General features: G+C 72.6%; 13 protein-coding genes. 7 read left to right on the top strand and 6 right to left on the bottom strand.

Annotated features, from left to right (window positions below):
* Positions 1-179 precede the first annotated feature (179 nt).
* Entirely contained in the window at positions 180-371 is a 192-nt protein-coding gene (locus NLX94_RS24310; protein WP_254385142.1) for a hypothetical protein, read from the top strand.
* Positions 372-387: 16 nt separating this feature from the next.
* Here the strand turns inward: NLX94_RS24310 and NLX94_RS24305 are convergent, their stop codons facing one another.
* The gene (locus NLX94_RS24305) at positions 388-780 is read right to left on the bottom strand and encodes a DUF4267 domain-containing protein (RefSeq protein ID WP_254385141.1); all 393 of its coding nucleotides are present in this window, start codon (positions 778-780) and stop codon (positions 388-390) included.
* Positions 781-859: 79 nt separating this feature from the next.
* Positions 860-1,777 carry an NADP-dependent oxidoreductase gene (locus NLX94_RS24300; protein WP_254385140.1) on the bottom strand — a complete coding sequence of 306 codons (918 nt, stop codon included), beginning with the start codon at positions 1,775-1,777 and terminating at the stop codon, positions 860-862.
* Positions 1,778-1,922: 145 nt separating this feature from the next.
* On the opposite strand from NLX94_RS24300, the gene NLX94_RS24295 reads away from it, so the two are divergent.
* The 5 genes from NLX94_RS24295 to NLX94_RS24275 all read left to right on the top strand — a co-directional run bounded on the left by NLX94_RS24295 (position 1,923) and on the right by NLX94_RS24275 (position 9,938).
* A complete protein-coding gene (locus NLX94_RS24295) occupies positions 1,923-2,372 on the top strand; it encodes a helix-turn-helix domain-containing protein (RefSeq protein WP_254385139.1) in 450 nt (149 codons plus the stop codon).
* A 213-nt stretch (positions 2,373-2,585) separates the two neighbouring features.
* On the top strand, positions 2,586-5,975 hold the full coding sequence (locus tag NLX94_RS24290) for an Ig-like domain-containing protein (RefSeq protein ID WP_254385138.1): 3,390 nt from the start codon (positions 2,586-2,588) through the stop codon (positions 5,973-5,975).
* Positions 5,976-6,159: 184 nt separating this feature from the next.
* Positions 6,160-7,263, top strand: a complete 1,104-nt coding sequence (locus NLX94_RS24285) for a hypothetical protein (RefSeq protein WP_254385137.1) — start codon at positions 6,160-6,162, stop codon at positions 7,261-7,263.
* A 93-nt stretch (positions 7,264-7,356) separates the two neighbouring features.
* Positions 7,357-9,138 carry a histidinol-phosphate aminotransferase family protein gene (locus NLX94_RS24280; protein WP_254385136.1) on the top strand — a complete coding sequence of 594 codons (1,782 nt, stop codon included), beginning with the start codon at positions 7,357-7,359 and terminating at the stop codon, positions 9,136-9,138.
* Positions 9,135-9,938, top strand: a complete 804-nt coding sequence (locus NLX94_RS24275; protein WP_254385135.1) for a phosphatidate cytidylyltransferase — start codon at positions 9,135-9,137, stop codon at positions 9,936-9,938. Before NLX94_RS24280 ends, NLX94_RS24275 begins: the two co-directional genes overlap by 4 nt.
* Here NLX94_RS24275 and NLX94_RS24270 read toward each other — a convergent pair.
* From NLX94_RS24270 to NLX94_RS24255, 4 genes are all read right to left on the bottom strand, one after another.
* Positions 9,904-10,845: a hypothetical protein gene (locus NLX94_RS24270; protein ID WP_254385134.1), complete on the bottom strand. Its 942-nt coding sequence runs from the start codon at positions 10,843-10,845 to the stop codon at positions 9,904-9,906. The genes NLX94_RS24275 and NLX94_RS24270 overlap by 35 nt on opposite strands.
* The gene (locus NLX94_RS24265; RefSeq protein ID WP_254385133.1) at positions 10,842-11,354 is read right to left on the bottom strand and encodes a hypothetical protein; all 513 of its coding nucleotides are present in this window, start codon (positions 11,352-11,354) and stop codon (positions 10,842-10,844) included. The genes NLX94_RS24270 and NLX94_RS24265 overlap by 4 nt, the downstream gene beginning before the upstream one ends.
* A gap of 295 nt (positions 11,355-11,649) precedes the next feature.
* Positions 11,650-12,198 (bottom strand): hypothetical protein, encoded by a 549-nt coding sequence (locus NLX94_RS24260; protein ID WP_254385132.1) that lies wholly within the window; start codon positions 12,196-12,198, stop codon positions 11,650-11,652.
* Positions 12,199-12,348: 150 nt separating this feature from the next.
* Positions 12,349-14,283: a serine/threonine-protein kinase gene (locus NLX94_RS24255; RefSeq protein WP_254385131.1), complete on the bottom strand. Its 1,935-nt coding sequence runs from the start codon at positions 14,281-14,283 to the stop codon at positions 12,349-12,351.
* 199 nt (positions 14,284-14,482) lie between these two features.
* Between NLX94_RS24255 and NLX94_RS24250 the strand changes: the two genes are divergently transcribed.
* A complete protein-coding gene (locus tag NLX94_RS24250) occupies positions 14,483-15,127 on the top strand; it encodes a dihydrofolate reductase family protein (RefSeq protein ID WP_254385130.1) in 645 nt (214 codons plus the stop codon).
* The last annotated feature ends 74 nt before the right edge of the window (positions 15,128-15,201 follow it).

Here is a 15,201-nt window from a genome sequence, read left to right as displayed (position 1 = left end):
GTCTCTTCCGGTGGAGGCCTTCGAGTTCGGGCTGCTGGCTGCAGAAGGAAAAATAGTGATCTTGTGTGGGTGGAACGGTCCGGTCTGCGTCACAGGCGTGTGACAGATGATCCGGAACTCACCCTGACGGCCCACAGGTCGGGCGTGACGCATCGCGCCATCCGGCTGTTGTGCCGCGTATGAAACCCACCTTGCGCACCCTCGCCGCCCTTGCTCTCGCAGGCGCCGCCCTGTCGCTGGCCGGCCCCGCTCACGCCGACGTCACGGACGGATCGAACGCCGACGGCTTCCAGAGCCTGTCCGTCATGGACGACTCGTCCTCTACGCGGAACTTCGCACCGGGCGCCCTGGACGAGTCCTGGATCTTCTGAACGGACGGCGGCCGGCTCACGCCGCTGTCGGCTGCTTGCGCAGCAGCAGGAACCCGGTCAGGGCGACCATCGCGGCAGCCAGTCCGTGGACGCCGTACGCGGTCGCCGCCGGGCCTCCTGCGTTCAGCACGATCAGCATGTCGCCGACCGGGACGACGGCCATGGCCGCCATCGCCACCCCGAGGGCCTTGCGCTGGCCGGTCAGCAGGAGCGCGAGTATCACCAGTCCGAAGCCGATGTCCCGCATGCCCTTGACTGCCAGGAATCCCTCCCCCTGGTCCTGTGGCCAGGTCGGCAGACCGAACCCTTCGGCCGTCGCCTGCGGTGCGAGCAGGTAGCTGATTCCGGTGTAGAGGAGGAAGAGGCCGCTGAGGACGGCGAGGGCGGTGGCGAGGTGCTTCGTGGCCATGTGGGGTCTCCCGGGGGTGTCGTACGGCAGGGCGGGGCAGCAGGGCGGGGCACGGCTGGTCAGGGCGGGGCACGGCTGGTCAGGGGCAGATGATGTAGCGGCCGCGGAGGCCGCCCTCGGCGGTGACCCGGTGAGCCTCGGCGGCCCGGTCCAGGGGGACGACCGCATGGACGCGGGCCGGCAGTTGGCCCTCGGCGGTACGGGTGAGGAGCTCGGCCAGCCGTGTGCGGTCGGAGGCGGTGACCACGGCGGTGACCGAGATCCCGCGTTCGGCTGACGGACCGAGGCCGGGCCGCAGGCCTACGTAGGCGCCGCCGTCGCGGACCAGTCCGAGGGCCAGGTCGCCCAGTTGCGCGGGGTCGGCGACCGCGTCCCAGTGCGGCTCGGCGTGCGTGGTGAACTCGGCGCCGAGGCCGCGGACGAACTCCTCGTCGCCGGTGCGGGCGAGCCCGGTGACCTGCCAGCCGCGCTCCTGGGCGAGGACGGTGACGTTCGCTCCGACCGCCCCCGCGGCGCCGGTCACCAGGAGCCGGGCGGCCCCGGCGGGCGCGTCGCCGAGGAGGTCGACGACCTGCGCGGCGGCCAGCCCGTTGAGGGGGACCGTGGTCGCGGCCAGCAGGTCCAGCCCGTCGGGGACGGGGGCGACGTCGGCCGCCGCGACCACGATCTGCTCGGCGTAGGTGCCGTAGTCGCGGTCGAAGCCGGTCACCAGGCCGGCCACCCGGGTGCCGGGGACCAGGTCGACGCCCGGCCCGGCCGCGTCCACAACGCCGGAGAACTCCCAGCCCAGACCGGTGTGTTCGGGCTGCTGTACCAGCCCGATCGCGTGGAAGAAGCCCGCTGCGACGCCGAGGTCGGTGGGGTTGACCGTCGCGGCGGCGATGGCCACGCGGATCTGGCCGGGGCCGGGCTCGGCGACGGGCACGTCGATGATCTCGATCGAGTCGGGCCCGTTCGGGGTGCGGACGACGGCGGTGCGGAAAGTAGCGGCACTCATGGCCTTGCTCCTCTGCGATGGGGTTGATCACTTCCTGACTCCATGCTGGATTCGTTAACCTCGGTGCGGAAGCAGGCACTTGAAAGTGCGTAAGCCCACCTCGGGTGGGGTTTCGGGCGGGGTCACGGCGGGGGGGGAGCGATCGATGTCGACGCGGACGGCGGCGCAGAAACGGGCCGAGGAGAAGACGAGCTACAACGCGTTCATGGCGGGCTGCCCCAGCCGCCAGCTGCTCGAGCGGATCTCGGACAAATGGGTCGCGTTGATCCTCGCGGCGCTCGGCAGCGACGGCCCGCACCGCCCCGGGGTCGACCACGGGGACGGGCCCCGGCCGATGCGCTACTCCGAGCTGTCCCGCCGGCTCGCGGGCGCCAGCCAGAAGATGCTCACCCAGACCCTGCGCTCCCTGGAGGGCGACGGCCTGGTGACCCGGACCGTCACGCCCACCGTGCCCGTCACCGTCACGTACGAGCTGACCGAACTCGGCGTGTCCCTGAACCGTGTGATGGCCGGCCTCAAGGACTGGGCCGAGGCCCACATGGCCGACGTACTCGCCCACCGCGAGGAACACCAGCGCGCCGCAGCCGAAGGGTGAGCCTGCTCGGGCCTCAACGCCGGTGACCGGCTTGCGCCGGGCGGGTGGTTCTGGCGCGGATCTTGGTGAATTCCCCGCGCCCGACGCATGGCGCCCTGCACTGCCGTCGGCGCAGTGCCAGAGTCCTCCCTCGAACAGCCCGCGCGCAGTCGCAGGTCAGTGCGACCGTCGGGCTGGAAGGAGAGGAATGTACAGAGCCAGAGAGCGGGACGCATGCTGAGCAACCATCTCTACAGGCGTGCCTTCACCACCGTCAGCAGCGTTCTCCTCGTACTGCAGTCGCTCGCGATCCTCGGCCCCGCCGCGTCCCCCGCGTGGGCGGGCGACGACCGGAGGATCGGCGCCGGATTCAACGAGCCGCACAACGCCACCGCCAATCCCCGCAGGCCCGGACACGTCGCCGTCATGGAGGGCTGCACTGTCCACATCGACCTGAACTACGGCCGGGACGGCTTCCCGATCACCCGGACGTCGACGGTCACCCCGTGCAACGGCGACCCGTCGCTCGCCTTCGACGCCACAGGGCAGCTGTTCGTCACCCACCTGTCGCGCAGCCTGAACACCAGCCCCAACCAGCTCGGGGTCGGGGTCGCCCGGATCAACGACACCACGACGACCGGGAACCAGAACTACACCCCCGTCCGGGTGAGCACCAACGGCGCCGTCGACCACGACAAGCAGTGGCTGGTCGTCGACGCCAACCCCACCAGCCCGTACGCGGGGAACCTCTACATCGTCTGGACGGAGTTCGGCGCGGGCACGCGGATCCTTTTCTCCCGGTCCACGAACGCAGGGGCGACCTGGTCCGCACCGGCTTCCATCTCCGCGGCCGGCGAGGGCTTCGTCTGGCCCTCCCACGCGGCCGTCGCCCAGAACGGCGACCTCTACGTCGCCTACCACACCGACACCTGCGGCACTGCGGGGACGGGCACCGTACAGCTCCTGCGTGACGGTTCCGGCGGCGCCGACTTCGCGGCCGGCACCGTCCCGCAGAAGAGCGCGGCGTTCGCGGCGGGACAGGCCACCGTCACCTGCAACAGGCAGTCCGACGCGGGCACGATCCCGGGCACCGACTTCTGGCTCCAGGGCACCGTGCAGCCGTGGATCCTGCCCGACCCGGTCCGCGCCGGGAACGTCTACGTGGTCGCCAACGACGACCCGAACAACGTCTTCGGCAACAGCGACGACGCCGACGTCGTGATCGCCCGGTCCACGGACAACGGGCAGACGTTCACCCGCGGCCGGGTCGACCACGGGCCGGGCCAGACCTTCGCGGTCATCCCCACCGCCCACATCGACCAGGACGGCAACGCCGTCGTCACCTGGTACGACAACCGCAGCGGCCGGCGCAACGGCGGTACCGGACCCAACGGGGGCAACAACTTCCTGCTGGAGCTGTACGGCACCACCAGCCGGGACGGCGGGCAGACCTGGACCCAGGACTTCCGGGTCAGCGACGCCCCCTTCGACCCCGACCGCAACGCCCCGTGCCGATTCGACTGCGCCGCCGGCTCCACCAACCAGACCCTTCGCATCGGCGAGTACAACGGCCTGTGGACGGTCAACGGCATCGGCTACGCCAGCTGGACCGGCAACGCCACCCCGCCGACCCCCACCGCCCCCTCGGCGGGCAACCAGGACGTCTACTTCGACGTCTTCTCGATGCTCGGGGCCTTCCCCGACAGCCACGAGCCCAACGAGTCGATCGACCACGCCGTGGCCGCCGACCTCGGTTCGAACGAGCAGTTCAACCGGCGCGGCCTCACCCTGCACACCGCGACCGACGTGGACTTCTTCCGGGTCACCCCCCGCCACACCGGCCACCTCACCACCGAGATCCGGTTCAACGAGGTGATCGCCCCGCTCGCGGTCCGCGCCTACGACAAGTTCGGCAACCGCGTCGCCACCGGCACCGTCTCCACCCGCGCCGGCACCTCCACCGGCCGGCTCGCGATCCCGGTCGTCCAGGACGAGCCGTACTACGTCGTGGTCAGCGCCGCCGGCGTGAGCGACCCGACCCGGCCCGGGGACGCTTCGCCGACCGACCCGCCGCAAGCCACGTACGACCTCGTCGTCGCCAACCGCGCGGCGCCCGAGCCCTTCAGCCTGGACCTCAAGCAGCAGTCCGACTCGGGCCGTTCCGACAGCGACGACGTCACCAAGGTCGTCGGGCCGGAGCTCTTCCTCCGCGTGGACGACGCCGAACTGCGCTCCGCCGGCATCGCGCTGTCCCCGCAGAACGCCACCCCCGCCCTCACCGACGACGCCCCCGGCTACAAGGTGGCCGTGGAGCGCGACGGTCAGCGCGTCGGCTTCGCCACTCCCGTCGACCCGGTGAACCAGCCGGGGCTGTACCAGATCCGCCTGGACCCGGTCCTGCGGGAGGGACCGAACCAGATCACCGCCGAGGTGATCATCGTCGACCCGTCCGACGACCCCCGCGTCGCCGGCACCGCCCACGTCACCGGTTCGGGCGCGGAGAGCGCGCACGCACTGGTGATCACCCTGGACACGGTCGCGCCGGCCCGGCCGGCCAACGCGCCCGATCTGCTGGCCTCCAGCGACAGCGGGGGCGTCGACATCGACGACATCACCACCATCATCAAGCCCGCCTTCCAGGGCTCGTCGGTCGAGCCGAACGCCCTCGTCCGGCTGCGGACCACCCCGGTGGGCGGCACTGCGGCCGTCGTCGGCAAGGACATCGTCACCCCGGCCGGTGAGTACGAGGTCGTCAGCTCCGCGCTGCGCGACGGCCGGTACGGCGTCGACGTACTCCTGGAGGACCTCGCCGGCAACGTGAGCCCGGCCTCCCCCTCCCTCGCGGTGACCATCGCCCACAACTCGCTCAGCCTCGCCGGCGCCACGGCGAACGTACTGGTCGACCTCGCCGAGGGCCGGGTGACGGGCTACCCGGGCATCCCGGGCGGTGTCGTCGGCATCCAGGACATCCCGGTCGTCAACCTCGACGCGAACGGGCGTGGCGCGGCGGTCACGGGCGGGTCGGGCGACGACCGGCTCACCTTCACCCCGCTCAGCGTCAACAGCGGGCGGCTGACCCGCGCGGACTCCACTCAGGTGCTGAACTTCTTCAACGTCACCGGTGACGTGGGGATCAGCACCGACGGCGGGGACGACGAGGTCACCGTCGTGGGCACCACCCGGGGCGACCGGATCCGGGGCGTCGTGGACACCTTCACCACGCTCCACGTCGACTCCCTGCCGCTGGTCCGCAAGCCGGCGCCGCTCGTGGCCCTGCTCGGCCTGCGGATCACCACGGCGCAGACGGAGCGGATCGGTGTCCTCGCCCGCGGCGGCAAGGACACGATCGACTTCCTCGTCAAGGACACCGTCAGCACCCACCTCTCCGTCGACGGCGGCGACCCGTCCAAGGTCCGGCCCGAGAAGGGTGACGAGCTGATCGTCCGCGCCGGCTCTCCCAAGGGCCTGCTGAAGGAGGACTACTCCGGCAAGTCGGGCCAGGGCTCGGTCCTCGTCGCCTACCCGCACACCACGCACGCCCAGACGCACATCGACTTCACGGACACGGAGGACATCACCCTGAAGGGCAGCGACCACAAGGGCAACGGCAAGGGCGAGGACTAGTCCCCACCCGCCTGCACGTCCGCACCACGACGGCGCCCCCGTACCTGCACTCCGGGTACGGGGGCGCCGTCATCGGAACCGCCGTCCCGGACCCGGGGGATCACTGTCAGCCTGCTGTGCCACCATTCGGACGTGGCTCAGGGGAGTGGGCCGCGATCCAGTGATGAGCAACGGGGGGTTGGAGATGGGTGCGGGTACGGAGCCGGACGGTTCGTCCAGGTCGGACGCCGAATGGGAGCAGTTCCTGCGGGAGTCGGTGGAGGGTGCCGCCGACGCGCCCAAGGAGCCGTCGGCGCGGGCCCGTGACGTGGCCAGGCGGCTCCGCGCGGAGCCTGCCGGCGGCCCGCCGGCCTGGCGCGGTTACACGCCCGCACGGCCCAGGCGGCGGACGGGCTGGTACGTGGTCGGCCTGCTGGCCACGGTGGCGCTGCTGCTGGTGGCGCTCGCCCCGGAGCGAATAGTGGACCTGTTCACCGGATCCGACTCCCCCGTGCCGGTCGCCGAGACCACCCGGCCGGCCGGGGCGCCCCCGACGGAGATCGCCCAACGCCCCACCGAGGCCGAGCCGTTCCGCGGTTCGCCGGCGGCGGACTGGGCGAGCGGAGCCGCGGGAATCACCGTGCCGGAGGCCGCGGCGGTCGGCTGGATGAGCGCGGCCCAGGTCGAGCAGGCCCTGGCCGGCACCCGGGACTTCCTCGTCGCGTCCAACCTGGACCGGGGGGTGCTGCGGGGCGAGCGCCCGGAGAAGCCGATCGCTCAGATCAACCCGCACCAGAAGGACGTCCAGGACCTCCTGGCATCCGCGTTCCGCACCCCGAGCGAGCAGCACAACCCCCTCCTGCTCTTCAGCCGCTTCGAGCCCTCCCGGACCCGGCTGGTCGGTGAGGACGTGAGGACCCTGGGCCGGCTCTCCTACCAGGAGGGCGAGCGCGGTGCGCTCCAGGTGACCGCCGACGTCACCTTCGTCTACCCGGTCACCCGCGCAGGTGCGGGCGGCGGCGACGGCGAGATCGTACGCACGATCGTCCGGCGCGAGATGGTCCTGAGCTGGGAAAACCCTGCCAAGGTGCGCACCGAGCCGGGCACGTTCTCGATCGTCTCCTACAACTTCACCATGACGAACGGCGGCTGCGGCGCCCCCACCGGATACCTCGTCCCGCCCTTCGGCAAGGACCGCCCGGCGGACCATGGCGGCACGGAGGTGGACCCGTACGACCGCAGCATCCCGGTCACGGCCGGGTCGGGCGACTCCTCCGGAGACGGATGCTGGAGGGCCACGCGGTCCTAGGGGGGCCGTCCGGTGAGTACGCGTACTCAGGTGCCGTCCGCCGGACTCCCCCATGCTGGTGCGCGACAGCCGGACCAGCTCAAGGGGATATGCATGGACCACGCCCTGACCCTCCAACTGCGCGTTGCCACGCCTCGCGATCGCGACTGGATCCACGAGCTGCGCCATCGCGTGTACGCGGAGGAACTGGGGCAGCATCCGGTGGATCCGTCCGGGCGGCTGAGCGACGGGCTCGACGGCGAGAACGTGTATCTCGTGGCCGCGCGCGGGGAGGCCCGGATCGGCTTCGTCAGCCTCACCCCGCCGTGGGTCGGCCGCTACTCGCTGGACAAGTACCTGACGCGCGAGGAGCTGCCGGTCCTGACGGAGGAGGCTCCGTTCGAGATCCGCGTCCTGACCGTCGAGGAGCGCTGGCGGTCGACGGCGGCGGCGCCGCTCCTCATGTACGCGGCGCTGCGCTGGGCCGCGGCGCGCGGCGGACGCCGGGTCGTGGCGATGGGGCGCACGGAGCTGCTCGGGATGTACCTCGCGGCCGGACTGCGGCCGGTGGGGCGCACGGTCCGCTCCGGCGCCGTCTCCTTCGAGGTGCTGACCGGTTCCGTGGCCGAGCTGACGAGGACCGTCGCGGAGCGCCACGGTCGGACCCTGGAGCGGCTGCGGGCGGGGCTCGACTGGCAGTTGGACGTGCCGTTCGCACCGCGCGCGGACGGCTGCGAGCACGGTGGTGCGTTCTTCTCGGCGATCGGTACGGACTTCCGGACTCTGGACCGCCGGCACGAGGTGGTCGCCGCCGATGTCCTGGACGCCTGGTTCCCGCCGGCCCCCGGGGTCCGCGCGGTCCTGTCGCAGGATCCGGGGTGGGCGGCGCGGACCTCGCCGCCGACCGGCGCGGAAGGGCTGCTCGCGGAGATCGCCGGGGTCCGCGGGCTGCCGGTGGAGTCGCTGGTCGTCGGGGCGGGCTCGTCCGACCTCATCTTCCGGGCGTTCGGGCGGTGGCTGACGCCGGGGAGCCGGGTGCTCCTGCTGGACCCGGGCTACGGCGAGTACGCCCACGTCACCGAGCGGGTGATCGGCTGTCAGGTGGACCGGCTCCGGCTGAGCCCGGAGGACGACTGGTTCCTCGATCCGGCCCGGCTCGCCGAGGCCACCCGCGGCGGCCGGTACGACCTCGTGGTGGTGGTCAACCCGAACAACCCGACCGGCCGCCACGCTCCCGCCGACGCCCTGCGCGCGGTCATCGAGGCCTCGCCCGCGCGGACCCGGTGGTGGATCGACGAGGCGTACCTGGGCTACGTCGATCCGGCGGACTCGCTGGCCGGGTTCGCCACCGTCGATCCCCGGGTGGTGGTCTGCACCTCGCTGTCGAAGATGTACGCGCTGTCGGGGATGCGGGCCGCCTATCTGGTGGCCGCCCCGGACACGGCCGGGGAGCTGCGCCGCTGGACTCCGCCGTGGCCGGTGAGCCTGCCGGCGCAGCTGGCCGCCGTGACGGCGCTGCGCGATCCCGCGTACTACGCGGAACGCTGGGCGCGCACCGCCGTGCTGCGCCGGTCGCTCGCCGGCGGGCTCGCGGAGCTCGACGGGTTCGCCTCGGTGGACGAGGGGGTGGCCAACTTCCTCACGGTGACCCTGCCGCCGGACGGGCCGAGCGCGGCCCGACTGGTGCGCGAGTGCCGCCGTCACGACGTGTACCTGCGGGACCTGTCGCCGATGTCCCCGGCGTACGAGGGGCGGACCTTCCGCGTCGCCGTCCGGGACACGGCGGAGAACGAGCGGATCGTGGCGGCGTGCCGGAGCGCCCTGGAGGCGCTGCGCGAGGCGGATGCGGAGGCCGGGGCGGCGGGTGTGCCGGGCGGCCGGCGGGTCTCCCGGTGACGACGGTCGGCGGTCTCGTGCCGTACCTCGGCGGGGCCCTGGCCGCCGGAGGGCTCGCGGTGGCGGCGAGCCGGCAGCGTGAGCTGATGGTGCGGTGGTGCGTGTGGGCGCTCGGCGTACCGCTGGTCACCGCCGCGTTCTGGCTCGGCCCGCCGGGGATCGCGGTCCTCGCGGCCGTGGTCGGGGTGGTCGCCGTGGCGGAGTACGGCGGGCTGCTGCGGCTGGGCCCGGTGGACCGCGTGGTGCTCGGCGCGGCGGTCGTCGGGCTCGTACTGACCGCATGGCTGGCCCCGGGGGAAGTGCTCCGGGCGGCAGCGGCCGGGGCTCTGGCGATCGCCGGGGTGCCCCTGCTGTCGGGCGACGCGGAGCACGGGCTCCGCCGTGTGCAGGCGGGCCTGCTCGGGCTCGTGTGGCTGGGCGTCCTGGCCGGTCTCGTACGGTTGGGCGCCGTCGGCCTGGTCCTGTTCGTGGCCGTGTCGATCGCCGACATCGTCGCCTACGCGGCGGGCCGGCGGCTCGGCGGCCCGCGGCTCTCCCCGCTGTCGCCCGCCAAGCGGTGGAGCGGCACGCTGGCGGGGGCTGCGGCCGGTCTCGGTGCGCTCGCCGTGCTGTCGTCCCTGACGTGGCAGACGGCGCTGGCCGTGGCGGTCGGGGGTCCGCTCGGGGACCTGCTGGAATCGATGGTCAAGCGGGGGGCCCGCGCGAAGGACGCCGGTAGCTGGCTGGCCGGTTCGGGCGGTCTGCTGGACCGGATCGACTCCCTCCTCATCGCGGTGGCGGTGCTGCTGGTGCTGGGCTGAGGGCCTCGGAGAGTCGGCGGAGGGGCGCGAGGAGGAGTTGTCCGGCGTGCTGGACGGTCCGGGCGGTGGCGCTGTCCGGGGTCCGGGCGCCGAGGGCCTCCTCGATCGGCCGCCAGTCGGGGACGCGTTGCTCGCGCAGTGCGGTGGCCGCCCGTTCGGCGGTGTCGCGCAGGGCGCCGGCCAGAGCGGCCGCGGCGGGATCCGCGTCCTGTGGGGTTCGCGGGAGGCGGGCTTCAAGGAGGAGGGCGACGCGGGCGACTTCGGCCAGCGCCTGCTGGGCCTCGTACTCCGTCTCCCGGGGCAGTCCGCCGGACCGTACGGGTTCGTTCCCGGCGCGCAGGGTTGGTTCCTGCCAGGCCATGCGTGTGCTGCGGGCGGCGAGCAGGGCTTGGCGGAGCTGCCGGTCGGCGCTCGGGGTGGTGTCGGCACAGCGTGCGATGACGGCGGCGGCGTAGCCGAGGTCTGCCTGGAGCCAGTCGGCGAGGCGCAGGCGCAGGCGGGGCGTTTCCCAGGCGGCGTAGGCGGCGTAGGCGGCGTAGGCGAGCATGGCGAGGGCCCCGCCGATGAGGGTGAGGGTGAGGGTGAGGCGTTCGGGTGCGGCGCGGGTCCATGGTTCGCCGGCCATGCCGAGGGTGAGGACGACGTAGCAGCAGCCGAGGGTCTGGGCGACGAGGTAGCCGGAGCCCATGAGGAGGAAGACCAGCGTCGCGCAGAGGGCGGCCAGGATTCCGGCCAGGACCGGCCGGGGGTGGACCAGGACGGCGTGGCGCAGTACGGGCGGGTCGGCCCGCAGCTGGAGCCGGAGCGTGTACCGGGCGGCCGTCGACAGGTCCGAGGGGCGGGAGCGGGAGCGGGCAGTGTGGGTGTCCTCCCGTCCGCGGACGGCGGGGTCCACGGCCTCCGTCAACTCGCGCAGGAACACGCCGAGTCGGACTGCGGCGTCCGGGGCGGGAGCGGAGAACGCGATGTCGGCCTCCTCACTGCGGAATGTCGTCGAGGTGCCCGGGGGAAGCTCGATGGGGCGGCCGCGTCCAGGACCGTGGCGGCCGTGGCCAGCAGGGCGCGGGCACGCTCCTCGTCGGCGGCGGGCGTGAGCGCCGGGTGCGCGAGGCCGGCCAGGACCGGGCGCAGTCGTTCCACCAGGGACCGGGGGCCGTGGAGTTGGGTGGGCCGGTAGCGGGACCGGAGCGGGCCGGGCGGGGTGGCGGCGGCGCGTGCCCGGACGAACGGCTTCGGGTCGAAGGGCGCGGCCGGGTCCTCGCGCAGTCGCCGGGCGTAGTCGGCCTCGGCCGCCAGGGCGTCGGCGAGGGCTTCGCGGTGCGGGGCCCAGCGCCGGACCGGGAACAGGACGACCATCAGTGCGGGCGCCATGCCGCCGGCGAAGGCCAGGGCCGCCTGGCCGAGCGAGGTGGACATCGCGGTGGGCAGGGGGCGGTGGCGACCATCATCACGACGTTCATCACCGCGATGCTGCCCGCGTTCGGGCCGAACGCCCAGGCCAGGCCCGCCAGGAACGTCCACCGAGGCGGCCCGGGTCATCACCTGCTGTCGCGCGCAAGAACCGATACCGGCCGGCCGCGGCGTGCAGGGCGTCCCGCCGTTCCTCCCCATGGTGCACCCGCGGACCGGGAAGACCTGCTCGCCACATGCGTGAGGGGGTGGTGGCGCCGTGGCGCCACCACCCCCTCATTTCATGTCACACCGCGTCAGGTCAGCGGAGGCCGTACTGGGAGCGCGAGGTGATCTTGCCGTTCTCGAAGAAGAAGCTCGCGGAGCCGAAGGTGCTGGCCTGCTCGCAGTTGTAGATCGCCATGTTGCCGGTGCGGCTGTGGGTCTGAGAGATGCGCACGCAGGTGCCCGTGCCGGCGGCCGTGTGCATCTGGGCGACCGTGTTGCCGACCCGGACCTTGCCGTACTTGGCCTTGGTCATCTTGCCGTTGGACTTCAGACCGTCCAGGAAGACCTGGCTCTTGATGTCCAGCTTGCCGTTCGTGAAGGCGAACGAAGCGCTGCTGTAGGGCTTGTTGCCCTTGCACTCGTAGTACCGGAAGGACATCCCGCCGGTGTTGCTGCTGCTCGTGAGCTTACAGGCGCCCTTGTCGGCGATGCTGTGCATGTTGGACGTGGTGGTACCGAGCTTGATCAGGTCGTACTCGGCCTTGCTGATGGTGGCCGTGGTGGCAGCGCTCGCGCTCGGCGCGGCGGCGAACGCCAGGCCTGCGGCCAGTACGGGCGCGGCCAGCAGGTGCATGCGGGACATCGGGATCCCCCCAGGGAATGACAGGAATGTCAGGAATAAAACGTCCTGCTTGTTCAGGACATGATCATGATGCCAAAGCAGGGCATGCGGATGAAAGTCTTCAGGCCGTGGCATTTCGGCGCGAGGCCGAACATTCCCCACCGTCAGAACTCAGCCCCGCGGAATGTCGCAGAGGTTCCGCTTCTGTGCGTAGAGGGCGGCCTTGCGCTTGACCTCGGCGTCCGAGAGGCGGTTGGCGAGAATGTCGGTCGCCAGGTGAACCAGGGTCAGGCACTGGGCCTGGGTGCGGGTGTTCACCTTGCCGGGGAACACCGGCTTCTCGGTGGCGAGCCGGGTTTCGTCCCGGTCCATGGAACACGCGAGGAAGATCTGATCGCTGTAGGCCAGCTTCTCGGTGTCCATCCCGTGCCGGTCCGCCGTCTGGACGGCCTCCACGCACGCCTGCGGGAATCCGACCGTACCGAAGGTGATCGAGGCCACGAACTCGTCCACCACCTTGTCGTACGCGGGAGACAGCCCGAGGGTGTAGACGAGGTACTTCGATTCGGGAAGCCACCACATCCGCTGCTCCGCGATGGGCCGCCCCTCGTAGCCCAGGCGGGCCTGGTCCGCGGAGCGCCTGACGACGCGGTACTCGGCCTTGCGGTCGGCGACGGGAGCCAGGCCCTGCTGGACGACGTTCTCCGACGGGGCGATCCCGGTCAACTGGGCCCGTTCCAGAGGCGTGTCGGAGAGGTCCGCCAGATGCCCGAAGACGATGCCCGCCGTGCAGTCGGAGCCGGCGCCCCGGGGTACCAGGCACCGGATCCGCGGCGTGGCCGACTCGACGTTCGTCTCCCAGCCGGCGGGAACCACGAAGTGCATCTCGTCGAGCGAGCCGGGTTGGCCGGGGCCGGCGGGCCGGGAGCCCGGGGCGCCGGCTCCCGGCCCCGGCGCGGAGGGAGAGCCGCCGGACACGGGCAGGGCCGGCTCTCCGGGCGCAGGGGTTTCCATGGGCTCTGTGCCGACCCCGGGGCGGGCGTCGTCGCGGGCGCCGGCCGGTGCGGAGGGAGCGGAGCCGGCGTACACGGCCGCGGCGGCGCCGCCGCCAACCAGGCCCAGGAGCGCCGCGACCGCGACGGCCGCCCGTGCGGTGCGGGGACGGCGCCGCACGGTCCAGGCCGGGTCCTCGGCCGACGGGAGCGGGAGGTGCCAGTGCTGTTCCACGAGACCTGCGACGGCCGTCGGCGCCTCCGGGACCACGGGGGCCGGGACCACGGTCGCCTGCCCGGCCAGGAGGGCCCCGCACAACTCGGCGAGTTCCGCGGCGCGCGGCCGGTCCGCGGGCTCCTTCGCCAGAGCCGCCCGCAGGTGCGGCAGCAGGTCGTCGGGCACGCCGTCGAGATCCGGCTCGCCGCTCATCACCCGGTACGCCACGGCGTCGACGGCGCCGGCCCCGAAGGGCAGCCGCCCGGTGGCCGCGTAGGCGATCAGCGCACCCCACGCGAACACGTCACCGGGGGTCCCCACGACCCCCGTCCGGTAGTGCTCCGGGGAGATCCACCCGGGAGTGCCGGTGAGGACTCCGGTCCGCGTCACGGAGGTGCCGTCCAGCGAGTGCGCGATGCCGAAGTCCACGACGCGGGGGCCGCCCGGCGCGAGGATGACGTTGGCCGGCTTCAGGTCCCGGTGGACGACACCGGCCTCGTGGATCGCCGCGAGGGCGGCGACCACTCCGACGGCGAGGGCGTGGAGGTTGGCTCCCGAGACCGGTCCCCCGGCGGCGACGGCCCGGTCCAGGGTCGGGCCGGGGGTGTAGGCCGTGGCGAGCCAGGGCACTTCCGCCTCGGTGTCGGCGCCGACGAGCGGCACCAGGCACGGACCCTGCACCTTGCCCAGCAGCGCCACCTCGCGCCGGAAGCGGGCGCGGAACTGGTCGTCGCCCGCCAGGGTCCGGTGGATCGACTTGACGGCGGTCCTGCGGCCGGCTCCGTCCACCGCTGCGAACACCACGCCCATGCCGCCCACACCCAGTCGCCCGAGGACCCGGTACGGTCCGATGCGCGAGGGGTCGGCCGGTGCGGCCGGCTGGATGTGCGTACTCATGTGCGGTGTGCCCCCGTTGAACCTGCCGTAGGGACTTCGGCTTTGCCCGCCATCCCCTGCTGGCCCCAGTATCGCCGGGCGAGAGCCCCGGGTCCGCCGTGAAGAGCCTTCGCCGACACCGACACGCGCTCAGCGATGAGTTATCCCGGCCCGGGAGGTCTCACTAGCGTTGTCCGCAACACAGGAGGAAGAGGAACACGTGGCTCAACTACTGCGGGTGCAGAACTTCAACGTCTCCAGCGACGGGATCGGCGCCGGTGACGACCAGACCTTCGAGCGGCCGTTCGGTCATGTCCAGCCGGAGAGGCTGTTCGCCTGGGCCGGTGCCACGGCGAGCTGGCCCATGCGGACCGCGCCCGGGGGGAGCCGGGGTCTGGACGACTACCTCACGCGGGACTACGCGCGCAACATCGGCGCGGAGATCATGGGGCGCAACAAGTTCGGCCCGCAGCGCGGGCCCTGGCAGGACCACGAGTGGCAGGGCTGGTGGGGTGACGAGCCGCCGTTCCGCACCCCGGTGTTCGTCCTGACCCACCACCCGCGTCCCTCGATCACCCTGTCCGACACCACGTTCCACTTCGTCGACGGCGACCCCGCCGCGGTCCTCGACGAGGCCCGGAAAGCGGCGCAGGGCAAGGACGTCCGACTGGGCGGCGGGGCCAGCACCATCCGCGAGTTCCTCGAAGCCGACCTCGTCGACACCCTGCACGTGGCCGTCTCGCCGGTGAAGTTCGGGTCCGGAGTGCGTCTCTGGAACTCCCCCGAAGACCTGCTCGACCGCTTCCACCTCGACGTCGTCCCCAGCCCGAGCGGAGTGACCCACCACCTGTTCTGGCGGAAGTGACCGGCGGCGCTTCCCCTGCGTGAGGCCTGAGGCCTGAAGCCTCAGGCCTCAGGCCTCAGGCAGCAATCTGGCCA

It is taken from the genome of Streptomyces sp. TBY4 (assembly GCF_024213195.1).
Taxonomy (GTDB): Bacteria; Actinomycetota; Actinomycetes; order Streptomycetales; family Streptomycetaceae; genus Streptomyces.
Note: the sequence above shows the minus strand (reverse complement) of the source record. Positions and strands in the feature narration are given on the sequence as shown.